Raw genomic sequence first — 14,559 nt, forward strand, 5'->3', positions numbered from 1 at the left:
CTCATCACTATAGTTCAGCCAGGCAACTGTCTATCCCCTCTAGGAGCGGCCTGTTCAACCAAGCTGCGCCACGATCGCCTCCATCAGCGCCCGCACCCGCCTCGGTTGCACCCGGGTCGGCGGATAGACGATCTGCAGCGCCACCGGCCCGGCGCTGAAGTCACCCAGCACCTCCACCAGCCTGCCTTCGTCCAGGTCATCCTGCACATCGCGCAGGGACTTCAGGCACAGGCCATGCCCGGCCAGGGCCCAGCGCCGCACCTGCTCGCCGTTGTTGGCGACGCGCCGGCCGCGCACGCTGACCGGATACGCCGCCGCGCCCAGACGGAACGGCCAGACTCGCTCGGTGTGGATGCCGAAGCGCATGACGATGCAGTCGTGCCGCGCCAGGTCGTCCGGGTGCAGCGGTATGCCATGCCGGCGCAGGTAGTCGGGCGCGGCGCACACCACCCGGCGGTTGTCGCCCAGGGGTCTGGCGCGCAGGGCGCTGTCGGCCAATGTGCCGTAGCGGATGGCGAGGTCGATGCCCTGCCCGACAAGGTCGACGTAGCCGTCGGTCAGGTCCAGGTCGATCGACACGTCGGGGTGCTCAGCGAGGAAACGGTCGAGCAGCGGCACGATGCAGTGCTGGCCGAGGTCCACCGGCGCGCTCAGGCGCACCAGCCCGGAGATCTTCTGCTGGCCGTCCTGCAGCTGGCTCTGCAACTCCTCGGCCTCTGCCAGCAGGCGCCGGGCGCCGTCGGCCAGCAGGCGACCGGCGTCGGTCAGGCTGAGCGAGCGGGTGCTGCGGGTCAGCAGCGTCACCCCGTAATGCGCCTCCAGCGCCGACAGACGCTCGGACACCGTGGCCGGTGACAGCCCGCGTTCACGGCCCGCCGCCGACAGACTGCCCTTTTCGATGATGGTAAGGAACAACGCCAGTTGATCCAGCATGGCTTTCGATTTTTCCGAAATATGATTTTGCCTTTAGGCTAATTATTAGCGATTTTTCCGCTAATTACACTGCCCGGTATCGAAACCCACGCACTCAGGAGCGAACCGATGACCAGCAGAAGAGACTTCGTGAAAGGCACCCTCGCCGGCGGCATCGCCGTGGCGGCGGGCGCGGCACTGGCAAGCCAACCCGGCAGCAGCAACGGGACGACGCCCGGCAACGGCGGTGGCAAGGTGTTCTGGCCCAACGGCGCGCAACTGGTGATCTCGGTGTCGTTGCAGTTCGAATCAGGTGGGCAGCCGGAGCATGCCGAAAGCCCTTTCCCGCCACTGGACCCACGCTACCCCGACACCATAGCCCCCAGCTGGTACCGCTACGGCCCGCTGGAAGGCGTGCCGCGCCTGCTCGCGCTGTTCGACCGGCACGGCATCAAAGTCACCTCGCACATGGTCGGCAAGGCTGTTGAAGCCTACCCGGAGCTGGCGGCCGAGGTGGTCCGGCGCGGTCATGAGGCCGCCGGGCACGGCCTGCACTGGGCACCCCAGTACAGCTTGACGCCTGCAGAAGAGCGCCGCCAGTACGAGCAGGCCAGCGCTATCATTGAACGCGTCACCGGGCAGCGTCCGCTGGGCTTCAACGCGTTCTGGATGCGCCACTCCCGCGAGACCCTGAATATCCTCCAGGACCTAGGCTTCCTCTACCACATCGACGACCTGGCCCGTGACGAGCCCTCGATCACCCCGGTGCGCGGCAAGCCGTTCGCCGTGGTGCCCTACACCCTGCGCAACAATGACATCGGCCGCATCGCCGGATCCTCGGCGATGACCGGCGCCGCCTTGCTGCAGGAGCTCAAGGACGAGTTCGACGTGCTGTACGCCGAAGGCAGCCAGCGCCGCCGGCTGATGTCACTGTCGGCCCATGACCGCATCGGCGGCACGCCCACCGTGGTGCGGGCGCTGGACCAGTTCTTCGCCTACGCCCGCAGCCATGCCGGGGTGGCCTTCATGCGCAAGGACGACATCGCTCGCTGGACCCTGGCCCAGGACGACGCGCCGGTCAATCCGCCTCGGGGGTTTAGCTGATCACAGGGTTCAACGCCCCACCAGGCCCGCCTGGCGCATGAACGCCAGGTTGTCCTCCAGGTGCCAGTCCTCGGCGATCCGGCCATCGGCAATGCGGTAGATGTCCATGGCGATGAAGTCGATGGCTTGGCCCTGGCCTTGGTGCTCGCCCAGCGTGCCGGTGAAGTGGCCGGTGAAGCGCAGCGCCGCGGTGACCCGGTCGCCCGCGACGATCATCTGCAGCACCTCACAGCGCAGGTCCGGCACCGCCGCGCGGAATGCCCGGGAAGCCTTCAGCGGCCCTTCAACGCCCTGCGCCCGCCCCGGCGGCAGGGTCGACGGGATATCGCCGGCGTCTCGCAGAAGGTGCTGTCGCAGACCCTGAAGAAGCTCGAGCGCGATGGCCTGGTGGAACGCCAGGTACACCCGACCGTACCGCCCACCGTCGAATACGCCCTGACCGAACTGGGCGCGACACTGGGTAGCACGGTGGAGCAACTGGCGCATTGGGCGGAGTCGAACATGCCAGCGATTGTTCAGGCTCGGCAACGCTATGATATGAAGCCGGATCCAGGATCCTCACGCAATGCGTTTCCCCTGTAGGAGCGTTACCTCGGCTTACGGCTGCTGATACTGACTCAGATATTTGTCCAGCACCGCCTTGTCCCCCGCCCCATCCCCCGCTACCTGCCACAACCGCCGCTCGATCCCCTGGGCCAGCAGGTGCCCCACCGCGGCTTCGATGGCCGACAGCACGCACAGCTGCGCCGGCTCGTTGGTGGTATAGCCCACCTCGGCTTCGAGCAGCTTCTTGAACTCGATGAACTTGAACACCCCGGCGTTCTGCCCGACCGAGTAGATGGTCTTGCTGGTCATCACATTGGCCAGCACCTGGCCGGTGCGCACGTCCACCGCCCGCAGGTTGACCGTAACCTGGTCGACCCGGTATTCACGGGACAGGCCGATGCCCAGGTAGCGGGCGCCCTCGCCGCCGCTGCGCACGTTGGTGTCGTAGGCGATGATGCCGCCCTCGAGCATCAGGTTGGCCGCCTGCAGCGGCGGCAGCTCGCCCTGGATGTTTTCCGCCACATCGGGTTTCTTCTGCGAGGCGCGGATGATCTTGCGCTCGGTCAGCAGGTTCTGCAGGCCCTCGCGCTCCAGCACCACGAACCAGCCGCTGGCGTTGAGCGCGTCCATCAGCATGCTCGCCGCCCCCTGGGTGACGCTGGTGGAGAACGAGCTGGCCGGGGTCGGCTTGTACTGCCCGGTCTGGTCGCGGAAACCGTACACCACCGCCATCAGCCGACCGCGGGGCCGCGGCATGTTGACCAGGTCATAGTAGGTCGAGGCCCGCGGCGTCAGCGTCGGGGTCTCGGGGTCCTGTTCGGCGGGCATCGGCTCGCGCAGGCCGCAGCCGTGCAGGCTACCCAGGGCGGCGAGGACCAGCAGTGTGCTCAGCAGGCGTTTCATGGCGTTCTCTCCCCAGTAAAGACCCGTCCCTCTCAGGGGTTCAGGCCGCTGACCTCGATGATCGAGACTTCCCCGGTGGCCCGGTCGGTGACCTTGATGCTCAGCGCCCCCGAATCGTCGATGACGTCGATCAGGAAGGCGTCGGTGGACATGCTGCCGGTGTTGCCGTTGCTGATGGTGTCCAGCAGTTGCCCAAGCAAGCGCGATTCGAGCTGGTTGCTGAAGCGCTCCAGGGCCGAGGTCCCGGCGAACGCCGAAGTGCGGTCCTTGAGGTCGGGATCGTCGTAGTCGTTCTGCGCCTGGGCGTTGTTCAACAGCCAGGTGCCATTGATCGGATTGCCGCCGAAGGACGGATTGACCGGGGTGTACACCAGCTCCGTGGCCAAGGCCTGGCCACCGAGGCCGGCAGCCAGCAGGCAGGCGGCGATGCGTCGTGCAAGGTGGGTGCTCATAGCTCGTCCCTCTCAAGATCAGTTGTGTCCTGCAGCAGTCGTTGCAGCTTGCGCTGAACGATCTGTTGCCTGACCAGGTCGGCGGCCGCGATGGCCTCGTCGTTGAGTTGCGTGGTGTTGGGCGGCAGGAAACGCCGGTACAGCACCTCGCGCTCGTACTCCACCGTCACCAGGCTGCCCCAGCGGGCATCCGGGCGTTCGCGCACCACCAGGTTGAAGTCGAGCCGGCTGGTGGCGCGCAGCCGGTCGCTGAAGGCGTGATAGAAGTCGTGGCCGATGTGCGAGATGGTGTTGTCGACGATAAATCCCATCATCTCGTCCTCGGCGCCCGCCCGGGCCTGGCCCTGCAGCAGCGCCAGGCACAGGCACAACAACGCGGCCAGGCGTTTCATGGCGCTTCTCCCGGGCCTGCGTGCTGGCGGGCGCCGCCGGCGCTTTCGGCAAACGCCTGCTCGGCGACGAACTGCCAGTCGCTGTAGTGCTCCAGCCCCTCGAAACCGCTCCACTGGGCATCAAAACCGCTGCGTTTGAGCGGCGTGGCCTCGGAGCGGCTGTACACCCCGGTGATGCGGCCATCGGCCGCGCGCAGCAGGCCCCATTCTTCACCGCCGATTGGGTCTGGATAGAGCCTGCGCAAGTGACGCTGCGGTGCCGGGAAACGGTTGTCCTCCACCAGTTCACCCAGGTCATGTGGGTACTGGGCCAAGCCCGGCGAGGCGCGGTAGTAGCTGCGCAAGGCCTGGGCATACTGACCGCCCACCCACAGCAGCTGGCGCTCACGCTCGCGCTGCACGCTGGTGGCCCACAGGGTGCCGGTGGCCGCCAGGGCCACGCTGCTGACGGCGATCAGCAGCAGCACGCCCAGGTAGGTGAAGCCGGTTTCACCATTCGGCATAGAGGCTGCCATCACGCGCCCTCCCGCTGGCTCCACTCTTGATGTCGGCCACCCCGCCGGCCACGCCCTCAGGCGGTGGCACCACTTGCCAGGCATCGCGGCGCTCGGTGATCGGGTCGACCGGGGTGTTACGCAGGTAGCGCTGCTCCACCAATTGGTCGAGGGAATCGGGGTAGTGCCCGGTGTCGCCGTAGTAGTGGTCCAGGGCCTCGCGCAGCACCGCCAGGCTCTGGCGCAGGGTGGCCTCGCGGGAGGCCTCCAGGCTGTTGAAGTAGCGCGGCATGGCGATGGTCATCAAGGTGGCGATAATAGCCATCACCACCAGCAATTCGATGAGGGTGAAGCCTTTGCTCGGTTTCATCGCCGTCACCATTGCCCGTAGGGAACGTTGTTGAGGCCCTTGCCGGCGGCCTTGGAATAGACGTCGAACACGTCCTCGCCCTCGCGCGGATTCTCGGCCGCGCTGTCATAGGCGCGCAGGCCCCAGTCGCCCTGGTCGTCGGCCTTGACCGCGCGCAGCGGATCGTGGGGGATGCGCCGCAGGAAGTAGAACTTCGCGCCCTTGGCGCTGCGCACATCGCGCACGCCGTCTACCAGCACCTGCAGGTTCGGCGGATAGCCACTGGCGTTCAGGCGCTTCTCGATGTAGCCGGCGTCGAAGGCGCGCTTGTAGGCATCGATGGCGTCGCGGATCTGGTACAGGGCCTCGCGCAGCTGCTGCTCCTTGCCCCGGCGCACCACGGTTTCGGTCAGTGGCGCGGCCATGCTGGCGAGCAGCCCGAGCAGCGCCAGGGTCAGCACCACCTCGATCAGGCTGAAGCCCTGCTGGCGGGGTGTCATGGCCGTGGCCTCGGGCTGGCCGGCACCACCGCCATCTGCCCTTCCACCCGTGGCGCCCCCTGCGACTCGTCGTCCGGGGACTCGGTGGGCACGGCGCTGGCCGGCACCGGCTGGGCCAGCTGGCGCACCTGCAGGGCCGACTCGGTTCCGGTGGCGAACTCCATGTCCGACGGGCTCTGGTACGGCAGGTTGCGCACGATACGCGGGGTGATCGCCAGCACCAGTTCGGACTTGCTCATGTCGTCCTTGTTGCTGCCGAACAGCCGACCCAGGCCGGGAATGTCACCCAGCCCCGGGATCTTGTTGCCGCTGGCGTTGTGGTCGTTGCGCACCAGCCCGGCCAGCACCTGGGTCTCGCCGTCGTGCAGGCGCAGGCTGGTCTGGGCGTTGCGGGTGTCGACCTGGACCGGAATGGTGCCCTGGCGGGTCGCTTCCAGGGGCGTGGCGTTGCTCACTTCCAGGGCCACCTTGATCGCCACCTCGTTGTTCAGGTGCACGGTGGGCTGTACTTCGAGCTTGAGGCCGACGTCCAGATAGGTGACGCTTTCGGTGATCACCGGGCCTTGGGTCGAGGGCACCGAGGTGGCGCTGATGATCGGCACCCGCTGGCCGATGTGGATGCGCGCCTGCTCGCGGTTGCTGACCCGGATCACCGGGCTGGCCAGGGTGTTGATGTCCTTGTCCTGGGCATTGATCTTGGCCTGTGGCGCCGGCGAGATGCTGATGCGGCTGGAGTCGATGCCGCGCAGCTGGTCGAGCACGCTCACCGACTTGCCATCGCTGGTCAGCACGCCGAAGGTGTTGGGCCATTGCAGGCCGAGGTCGAGGATGCGCGAGGTGGCCACCTCCATCACCTCCACCTCCAGCACCACCTCGGGGTTGGACTGGTCCTGGGACTGCAGCAGCTTCTCGGCCATGCGCACGGCGTCGGGGGTGTCGCGCATGGTCAGGGTGTTGAGGCGCTCGTCGACGAACACGTCACGGGTCTTGAGCATGGTCTTGACCATGTTCAGCGCGGTATTGGCGTCGATGCTGGTCAGGTAGAAGGTGCGCATGACCAGTTCCTGGTAGTCCTTGGTCTTCTGCGGTGAGTCCGGGTAGACCAGCAGGGTGTTGTCGTTGACGATCTTCTGGCGCAACTGGTTCTGCTCCAGCAACAGGGCCACGGCGTCCTCGATGCGCACCTCGCGCACGAAGATGGTGGCCTTCATGTCCGGGCGCAGGTCCTTGTCGAAGATGAAGTTGATCCCGGCGACCTGGGCCAGCACCTCGAAGATGGTCTTGAGATCGGCATCGCGAAACTCCAGGGTCACCGGGCGCTCCAGCTTGCTGCGCAGCTGCGGGTACGGCGTGGCGGTACGCGCCTGGACGTTCTCGATGTCGCTGCGCAGGGTCTGGCCCTTCTGGTTCTGCGGATCCAGGCGCAGCACTTCGCGCATGTAGCGTTCGGCGCCGAACAGGTCGCCCTGGCGCAACGCCGCCTGGCCGAGGGCGACGCGATCGTCTAGGGTGCGGATCAACTCCAGCTGGCGGATGCCTTCCTGGGCGCGGCGGTTGTTGGCCTCTATGGTCAGCACCCGGCCGTAGCCCATGCGCGCGCCGGCGAAGTCGTGGCGCGCGCGGTCGCTGTCGGCCTGGGTCAGCAGCGCCTCTACCGCCGCCTGACGGCCATGGGCCAGGGCGATGTTCAGTTCGGTGTCGCGCGGGTCCTCGCGCAGGGCCTCCTCCAGGCGGGCGATCCCCGCCTCGTACTGGCCTTCCTTGATCAGTTCCTGGCTGTCCTTGCGCACGGCGCTCGAGCCGCATCCGCCGATGGCCACGCACAGGGCCAGGAGCATGAACGGCGCAGGCTTGCACAACTTCGACGATTTCATGGTGCGCTCCCGACAGACAGGGTCTGTGGCTGGTGCAGTGGCAGGTAGACCAGGCCCAGCTCGGTGGCCGAGACGTGGTCCAGACGGTAGGTGTCATCGATCACATCGCCCTGGCGCACGACGTAGAGCTTGTCGCCGCTCTGCAGGAAGATCTGCAGGTCGTCGCGCTCGCCCATGCGGCCGATGAAGCGAAACGGCAGCGTCGGGGCGGTGGGCGCGACGGTCACCGGGGCGGTGACCACGGGTTGTTCGGTGACGGTGGCCAGGGCCTGGGGTGGGGTCCATTGCTGGCTGGGGAACAGGTCGCGTGAGGGGCTTACCGCCTCATCGCGGGGCGAGCCCGCTTCCACGTGGGTGGAAGTTGCGAGGAAACGGGCTTGCCCCGCGATCGGACCAGCCTCCTCTTCCTCCAGGCCGAACCAGTGCCCAGGCGCCCACGCCAGCGCGGCGCTCAGCCCCAGGAACCCTGCCCACATCACCGCACGCTGAGTGTTCATCACGACCTCGACAGGTAAAGGGTCATGCGCACACGACCGGTCAGTTCCCGGTCACCGATCCGCTTGCGTTGCAGCTCCAGGTCTTCCAGCACCAGGGTCGGCAATTGGCCGATCAGCGCCTTGAGGAAGCCGCGGATCTGGGGGTAGCTGCCGCGTACCGGCAGGACGATCTGATAGCGCGCCAACTGGGTCTTGGGGTCCACCCCCAGGGCGTATTCACCGCGGGACAGGCTGATGCGCTCGGCGCTGGCCAGGTGGTACAGGCGCTCGATCAGTTCGCTGGCCTGAGGCTGGCCGGGCAGCTGCTGGCGCAGTTCGTCCAGCGCCTGTTGCTCGGGCCGGGCCTGGACCTTCAGCTCGCCACGCGCCAGACGCTGCACCTGGGCGCTGGCGTCGGCCTCGCTGGCGCGCAGCTCGCGCACTGTCTGCCACTGTGGCAGCACCCCGGCCAGGCAGACGGCCAGCGCCAGGACGCCGACCAGCAGTGCGGCCAGCCCTGCCCGGCCCAGGCGCCGCAGCGTTTCATGGACGATCAGGCTAGGGACGCGCATGGCCGGTCTCCCAGGTGGCAGTGAGGTTGAAACGCACCGGATGCTCGGCTTGCCCGGCCAGCACCTCATGGTTGAGCAGCGACACATCGGACAGCTCGCTGCTGCGTTCCAGGCGCTGGTGGTACTGCAGCATCGCTTCGAGGTTGCGCGCCTCGGCACTGATGCGAACCTGGCCCTTGCGCGCGTCAGGGGTGAGGCTGAGCAGCGCCACGTCTTCCTGCGGCATCGCCTCGAGCATGGCAAACAGCTGCTGCCAGGGCCGCTGAAGCTGCTGCGAGACGCTGCGCATCTGTGCCAGGCGCTCGGCCTGCTCGCGGATCACCGCGCTGCTTTGCACGGCAGCGGTGGCCGGGCGCCGGCCGAGCTTGAGTTCGAGCTGATGCACGCGGCCTTCCAGGTCCACCTGCTCGCTCACCAGTTGCTGCTGGGCCAGCAGCAGCACCGCCAGCACGGCACCGCCCAGGGCCAGCAGCGACCAGGCCAGGGGGCTGCTGTGACGGGGCTGGAATTCCAGGTCGAGGCGGCGCATCTCAGGCCACCGCCCGCCACATGGCGCACAACGGGTCGGCCTCGGCGCTCGGCGCGCACAGCTGCACCGCCGCCAGGTGCGAGGCCGCCGTGCGCCCCGGCGCATGCAGGTACACCCGCGGCGGCTGCTCGCCGTACAGCTCGCACGTGCGCTCGATCAGCGCCTGCAGGGCCTGGTCGCTGTCGGCACAGCCCTGGGCCAGCACCTGTTGCCAGGCACCGCCGGCGGCCAGCAGCAGCACGCTGCGGCGCGGCTCGGCAAGCACGAAGAGGAAGTCGCCCTGGGCCAACTGCGCCGAGCAGCGGTTGTAGGCGGCCATCAGGTAAGGCTGCACCGAGCGCAGGCTCAGACGGCTTTCCCGGCCCAGGGCCTGCAGGCCCTGAAGGAGCGCCTCGGGCAGCGCGGTGGCGATGCGCGCGGCACCCGCCGGCTCCGGCGACAGCACGATGCGCCAGTCGTCCAGGGCCTGGCCGTAGAGGTGTTCGAAGCAGGCCCGGGCGTAGGTGTCCAGCTCGCCCGGGGTACCGATGGCGTCGCTCCAGGGCACCAGGCAGAAGCGGCTGTAGCGGGCCGAGAGCAGCACCCGCAGTTGCGCACCGCGTGCCGGGTGCTCGCCGAGCAGGCCGGCCAGGGCCTCCAGGGCCGGGGCCCAGGCGGGTTGGGTGGCGTCGCAACTGAAGGCGCGGCTGCCCAGCCACTGGTGTTGATGACCGTGCCAGCGACCCAGGCCGACACTCTCGGCGCCGAGCACGGCGCAGTACCGATCAGGCGATAAATGTGACACGGTTGATCTCCTCGAGTGTGGTGCGGCCGTCACGGACCAGGTCCAGGGCCGAGGCGCGCAGCAGGCGCAGGCCACGTTGGCAGGCCAGCTGCTTGATCTGCGCGAGCGGGCGGCGTTCGACGATCATCTGCCGCAGGTCGTCGTCCAGGTGCAGCAGCTCGGCGATGGCGTTGCGCCCGCGGTAGCCACTGCCACGGCACTGGCCGCAACCCTGGGCGCGCACGAAGCGCCAGCCGGCCACCGCGTCACGGGCCAGGCCCGAGGCGGCGAGCAGTTCGTCGTCGGGCTCGCAGGGCACCGCGCAATGCACGCAGGCCAGGCGCACCAGACGCTGGGCCAGCACGGCGTTGAGCGCCGAGACAAAGCTATAGGGGTCGACCTGCATCTGGCTGAAACGGCCGATCACGTCGAACACGTTGTTGGCGTGGATGGTGGTGAACACCAGATGCCCGGTGAGCGCCGACTGCACGGCGATCTGCGCGGTGTCCGGGTCGCGGATCTCGCCGACCAGGATCTTGTCCGGGTCGTGGCGCAGGATCGAGCGCAGGCCGCGGGCGAAGGTCAGGCCCTTCTTCTCGTTGACCGGGATCTGCAGCACGCCGGGCAGCTGGTACTCGACCGGGTCCTCGATGGTGATGATCTTGTCGACGCCGTGGTTGATCTCGCTGAGCATGGCGTACAGCGTGGTGGTCTTGCCGCTGCCGGTGGGCCCGGTGACCAGGATCATGCCGTAGGGCTCGCTGGCCAGCCGGCGCAGGGCGCGCAGGGTGTGTTCCTCGAAACCCAGGGCCTGCAACTGCACGCCGCTGACCTGGTCGGACAGGTCCTGCTTGTCCAGCACCCGCAGCACCGCGTCCTCGCCGAAGATGCTTGGCATGATCGAGACGCGAAAGTCGATCTGCCGCTCGCCGATGGCCACCTTGAAGCGCCCGTCCTGGGGGACGCGCTTTTCGCCGATGTCCAGTTCGGCCATGACCTTGATCCGCGAGATCACCTGCTCGGCGAAGGCACTGCCGCTGGCCTTGCCGGCACCGTTGAGCACGCCGTCGATGCGGTACTTGATGGTCAGGCCCTGGCCGGTCATGCCTAAGTGGATGTCGCTGGCGTGCAGCTTGAGGGCGTCGTACAGGGTCGAGTTGACCAGCTTGACCACCCGGCTCTGGTCTTCGCTGATGCTGGTCAGCGACAGGCGCTGCAGCGGGTCGGCCTCGCCGCCGGCCTCCGCGTCGTGGCCGAGGGCGTCGACGGCGTGGAAGCTCTCTTCGTGGCGGGCCAGGAATGCGGCCAGGTCGGCGGCATGGACCAGGTACAGCGGCGCGCCCTGCAGGCAGTCGTCGATCCAGGCCAGGCGGGCGCTGTCGAAGGGGTCGGCGAACACGCCGAGGCGCTCGCCATCGTGCTCGACCAGGGCGAATTCACGCTTCAGGCATTGCGCCAGGCTGACCAGGTCGAAGGCCGGGGCGCAGGCGAACAAGGTCTGGGTGGCGAGCACCGGGTAATGCAGGGTGATGGCCAGGCGCTGGGTGAAGGTGCTGGGCGTGTCGCGGGAGAGCCGCTCCAGGCAGGCCAGCAAGCGCTCTTCGCCGGCTTGCTGGCGGGCCTGGGCCAGGAGGTCACGGGGGTAGCCAGCGATCGTGGGTAGCGATGAATCTGCATCGAATGCCTGGGACATGGCCTGCGACTCCGCTCAGGGGCGGCGCCGCAGGCTGGGGGACCTTGGGCGCCGCTATTCCCCGGTGAGCAGTTGTTCGTCGTCAGGTTCGCCTGGCTTGGCGCCGTTGCGTCGGCGGTCGGCCAGCACCCAGCTGCCATCGTACAACTGCAAGGGGAACGATTCGTTCCTGTTCTGGCGTCGTTCGACGAACCCCGCGGCCGGCTGGTCGGTGCTCCTGCGCTGGCGCTCGATGCCCATCAGGTCGAAGACGGCGCGGGCCAGTTCCATCAGCGGGAACGGCTTGAACAGGACATGGGTCACACCCAGCTCGGCGGCGCGCTCACGGACCTCGGCGGTCGGGTGGGCGGTGATCAGCACGAAATGACACGACCTGTTCCTGCGCACGGTCTCCAGGACCTGAAACCCCTCCATGTCGGGCAAGCGGTAATCCAGCACGATCACGTCCGGTGCCAGTTGCTCGGCCAGTTCGATACCCGCAGTACCGTCGTGGGCGAGATGGACCTCCAGGCCTTGCGCCTGCAGATACGCTTGCAGGTTCTGCGCAAGGGTCTGTTCGTCATCGACTACCAATACTCTGTTCACCAAGGTCCACTCCCATGAACTGCCCGGTTCCCCGGTCTGCGAAGTGCGGCCTTGTAGAGGCTTGAGCAGGCTTCGTGCCAGGCATGAAAAGTCATTGCGCACCGCTTTCAAGTCATTGATATCGTTGTAGCTTTCAATCCATTTCAGGTCGTGCCGGCAGACCTTCCCCCACAACCGGGGAAGCTGATGGCACTTTGCCTTTGGGGCATTCCCCAACAATGGGGAATCGCCTTGGCGTCCCTTCAGTCGGCGCGCTCCACTGTAGCGGAATCACGCAAACGTTGGCGCACTGCTTGCCGCGCCTGGGCCTGCAATTGCGCGACAAGCGCATCCCTGGCCAGGCGCAGGCCGTGTTCAGATGAGACAGAAGTATTATCACTTTGGTTCTGCATCCCTTGCAGTCTTTGCCCATTGGCCTGATGGAAGGCCGCCACCTCGGCTTCGCTGGGCGACGCCACCGCCGTCAAACGGGCGTAGACCTGCTGGGCGGCCATCTCCTGTCGAGTGTAGTCAGCGAAGCTGCGCCGATCGAAGCCCGCCTCCTCCAGCCGCCGCTCGAACACCGCCGGGCTGCCGAAGGCCGCCTCCACCTCGCCGACCCGCGCCGTCACCTGCGCGTCACTGACCTCGATACCCTGGCGCTGGGCCTCCTGCCACAGCAGCTCCTTGTCGATCAGCTCATCCAGGGCCTGCTCGCGCAGACGCTGGTACAGGTTGGGGTTGCGGATGCTCGCCACCGCCCGCCCCTGGGCCTGGAGGTATTCGCTGAAGTAGTGCTCCAGGCGCAGCACGCCGATATCCACGCCATTGACCCGCGCCACTGGCGTGTCGGCGTGGCTTGCCAGGGCAAGCAATGACAGCAGGCAGGCAATCAGTACGCGCATGGTGATCCACTCCTGAAAGGGTCATGGTGTGTCCGGTACCGGACGGTACGGCGCCACCTCGGCAAAGCTCGGCCCCGGCAGGCTTACCGCCACCACATGGGCGCCGGCCATGCCCTGGCGACGTCCGGGGCCGAAGCCCAGCAGCGGTGTCAGGCCGGTGTCGACGTCATGCAACTGTTCCAGGGCGCCGAGCAGTTGTTCGCGGCTGGCGTCGCGTCCCACCTGTTTCAGCGCTTCGACCAGCAACTGCCAGGCGCACAGCGTGCTGACCTGCAATGACGCCTGACGTGGCTCCAGCCCCTGGCGCTGCTGCACGCCGGCCAGGGTCTCCCGGCCACGAGCGGTCCAGTCGCCGGGCACGAACGGATAGGCCAGCAGCACCCGCCGCGACCAAGCCGGTGCCAGCCCCGGCACGGCACCGGCCACCTGGCTCGACGCGGCAAGCAGGTAGGGTTTGCGCCCGCCGGCCTGCAGACTGGCGGCCAGCTCGGCAAACCCCTGGGCGCGCCCCAGGAAGACGATGCCCTCGCCCGCCAGCGCCTGGCCCGTGAACGCTTGCGCGGATACGCCGGTAAAGCCCAACTGGCGCAAACGCTGCTGTACGACCTGCGCCGCCTCGACCTGGTCTTCGCCGGCATAGACCAACTGCACGGCATCGCGGGCCAGGCCAAGGCTATCGCGGGCATGCAGGGCCACGCTGAGCAATTGCTCGGGTACGCCCGGTAAAGGGTCGAATACCTGAGCGCTGCCGCCACTGCGCGGCGTGGCGCCGATCAGCGGCAGGCCCGCCTGTTCCAGCTGGCGACTGTCGAGCTGCGGTGCCACGGGCGCAATCAGGGCGAAAACCCGCTCACGCTGGATCAACTGGCCCAGCGCCTGCGCGGTACTGGCCGAATCCGGTCCCGGGTCCAGCGCAATCAGCTGCAAGCGGCGGCCATGGATGCCCCCCGCCTGGTTCAGCTGTGCGACGCCATCCTCCAGCACCGCCCTCACCGTCCGTCCGGTCTCGGCCAGCGGGCCCTGTTCGGGGAGCAAGGTACCCAAGCGCAAGGTGCTCTCCTCCACGCCCGGATCGCGGTCTTCGTCCAAGCGCTTGAGGTAGGCCGCCAGGTTGCGCTGGTCGGCCAGGCTCAGCTCGAAGCGCGGCATGGCCGGGTCCAGCCGATTGCCGGCAGGATCGACCCCACTGCGCACGACCCGCGCCAGGCTGGCTTCGGTATAGGCCGGATAGCGTCGGTTGTTGGCCTCGCGATCGCCCGTGCCGAGGGCCAGGCGCTGCCAGTCCAGGCTCGGCGGGCGCACCCCGCCCTCACTGCGGCCGCGCCCGTCGTTGCCGTGGCAACTGGCACACGGCAGCACGCTGGCCGGCACGCTCATGTCCCCCGGCCCCACCCGGGCCAGCAACTGGGCGTCGCTGCTGGAGACGCCTTCGCGATAGAGGCGCTTGCCGGCGAGTTCCTGTTCGCTCAGTTGCACCGCCCCGCACAGGCACCACCCCATCATGAGCATGACCAACGTGGGAGCGACGGTG

18 protein-coding genes and 1 pseudogene are annotated in these 14,559 nt (G+C 67.7%); 2 read left to right on the forward strand and 17 right to left on the reverse strand.

The window, feature by feature from the left end; translation table 11 throughout:
* Positions 1-54 precede the first annotated feature (54 nt).
* Entirely contained in the window at positions 55-933 is an 879-nt protein-coding gene (locus tag AC25ND_RS10045) for a LysR family transcriptional regulator (RefSeq protein WP_236248072.1), read from the reverse strand.
* 108 nt (positions 934-1,041) lie between these two features.
* Here AC25ND_RS10045 and AC25ND_RS10050 point away from each other — a divergent pair, with 108 nt between their 5' ends.
* On the forward strand, positions 1,042-2,016 hold the full coding sequence (locus AC25ND_RS10050; protein ID WP_236248071.1) for a polysaccharide deacetylase family protein: 975 nt from the start codon (positions 1,042-1,044) through the stop codon (positions 2,014-2,016).
* Between the two features lie 9 nt (positions 2,017-2,025).
* On the opposite strand, the pseudogene AC25ND_RS10055 reads toward AC25ND_RS10050, so the two are convergent.
* Positions 2,026-2,331 (reverse strand): annotated as a pseudogene (locus AC25ND_RS10055) (ester cyclase); the annotation flags it as partial.
* Between the two features lie 30 nt (positions 2,332-2,361).
* Between AC25ND_RS10055 and AC25ND_RS10060 the strand changes: the two are divergent.
* Positions 2,362-2,598, forward strand: a complete 237-nt coding sequence (locus AC25ND_RS10060; protein ID WP_232853805.1) for a winged helix-turn-helix transcriptional regulator — start codon at positions 2,362-2,364, stop codon at positions 2,596-2,598.
* A 15-nt stretch (positions 2,599-2,613) separates the two neighbouring features.
* On the opposite strand, the gene AC25ND_RS10065 is transcribed toward AC25ND_RS10060, so the two are convergent.
* The 15 genes from AC25ND_RS10065 to AC25ND_RS10135 form a co-directional block, all read right to left on the reverse strand.
* Positions 2,614-3,465, reverse strand: coding sequence for a CsgG/HfaB family protein (locus AC25ND_RS10065; RefSeq protein ID WP_028688934.1), 852 nt, complete (start codon positions 3,463-3,465; stop codon positions 2,614-2,616).
* Between the two features lie 32 nt (positions 3,466-3,497).
* Positions 3,498-3,917, reverse strand: coding sequence for a curli assembly protein CsgF (locus AC25ND_RS10070; protein WP_028688935.1), 420 nt, complete (start codon positions 3,915-3,917; stop codon positions 3,498-3,500).
* Positions 3,914-4,309, reverse strand: a complete 396-nt coding sequence (csgE, locus tag AC25ND_RS10075) for a curli production assembly/transport protein CsgE (protein ID WP_028688936.1) — start codon at positions 4,307-4,309, stop codon at positions 3,914-3,916. Before csgE ends, AC25ND_RS10070 begins: the two co-directional genes overlap by 4 nt.
* The gene (locus tag AC25ND_RS10080; RefSeq protein ID WP_028688937.1) at positions 4,306-4,824 is read right to left on the reverse strand and encodes a type II secretion system protein; all 519 of its coding nucleotides are present in this window, start codon (positions 4,822-4,824) and stop codon (positions 4,306-4,308) included. Before AC25ND_RS10080 ends, csgE begins: the two co-directional genes overlap by 4 nt.
* On the reverse strand, positions 4,799-5,173 hold the full coding sequence (locus tag AC25ND_RS10085) for a type II secretion system protein (protein ID WP_028688938.1): 375 nt from the start codon (positions 5,171-5,173) through the stop codon (positions 4,799-4,801). The genes AC25ND_RS10080 and AC25ND_RS10085 overlap by 26 nt, the downstream gene beginning before the upstream one ends.
* A gap of 5 nt (positions 5,174-5,178) precedes the next feature.
* Positions 5,179-5,652 (reverse strand): type II secretion system protein, encoded by a 474-nt coding sequence (locus AC25ND_RS10090; RefSeq protein ID WP_088852841.1) that lies wholly within the window; start codon positions 5,650-5,652, stop codon positions 5,179-5,181.
* Positions 5,649-7,526 (reverse strand): secretin N-terminal domain-containing protein, encoded by a 1,878-nt coding sequence (locus tag AC25ND_RS10095; RefSeq protein ID WP_088852842.1) that lies wholly within the window; start codon positions 7,524-7,526, stop codon positions 5,649-5,651. Before AC25ND_RS10095 ends, AC25ND_RS10090 begins: the two co-directional genes overlap by 4 nt.
* The gene (locus AC25ND_RS10100) at positions 7,523-8,023 is read right to left on the reverse strand and encodes a hypothetical protein (RefSeq protein ID WP_062363192.1); all 501 of its coding nucleotides are present in this window, start codon (positions 8,021-8,023) and stop codon (positions 7,523-7,525) included. Before AC25ND_RS10100 ends, AC25ND_RS10095 begins: the two co-directional genes overlap by 4 nt.
* Positions 8,023-8,574 carry a type 4a pilus biogenesis protein PilO gene (gene pilO, locus AC25ND_RS10105; protein WP_028688942.1) on the reverse strand — a complete coding sequence of 184 codons (552 nt, stop codon included), beginning with the start codon at positions 8,572-8,574 and terminating at the stop codon, positions 8,023-8,025. The genes AC25ND_RS10100 and pilO overlap by 1 nt, the downstream gene beginning before the upstream one ends.
* Positions 8,561-9,103: a PilN domain-containing protein gene (locus AC25ND_RS10110; protein ID WP_028688943.1), complete on the reverse strand. Its 543-nt coding sequence runs from the start codon at positions 9,101-9,103 to the stop codon at positions 8,561-8,563. The genes pilO and AC25ND_RS10110 overlap by 14 nt, the downstream gene beginning before the upstream one ends.
* A 1-nt stretch (position 9,104) precedes the next feature.
* The gene (locus tag AC25ND_RS10115; protein WP_182324269.1) at positions 9,105-9,887 is read right to left on the reverse strand and encodes a hypothetical protein; all 783 of its coding nucleotides are present in this window, start codon (positions 9,885-9,887) and stop codon (positions 9,105-9,107) included.
* Complete coding sequence (locus AC25ND_RS10120; RefSeq protein WP_182324267.1) at positions 9,868-11,559, reverse strand: GspE/PulE family protein; 1,692 nt, start codon at positions 11,557-11,559, stop codon at positions 9,868-9,870. Before AC25ND_RS10120 ends, AC25ND_RS10115 begins: the two co-directional genes overlap by 20 nt.
* Positions 11,560-11,613: 54 nt before the next feature.
* Positions 11,614-12,147, reverse strand: a complete 534-nt coding sequence (locus AC25ND_RS10125) for a response regulator (RefSeq protein ID WP_028688946.1) — start codon at positions 12,145-12,147, stop codon at positions 11,614-11,616.
* A 239-nt stretch (positions 12,148-12,386) separates the two neighbouring features.
* Entirely contained in the window at positions 12,387-13,028 is a 642-nt protein-coding gene (locus AC25ND_RS10130; RefSeq protein ID WP_028688947.1) for a SurA N-terminal domain-containing protein, read from the reverse strand.
* A gap of 21 nt (positions 13,029-13,049) precedes the next feature.
* Positions 13,050-14,537 carry a cytochrome c/ABC transporter substrate-binding protein gene (locus AC25ND_RS10135; RefSeq protein ID WP_238348168.1) on the reverse strand — a complete coding sequence of 496 codons (1,488 nt, stop codon included), beginning with the start codon at positions 14,535-14,537 and terminating at the stop codon, positions 13,050-13,052.
* Positions 14,538-14,559: the final 22 nt, after the last annotated feature.

Source organism: Pseudomonas sp. P110(2024) (assembly GCF_057480795.1).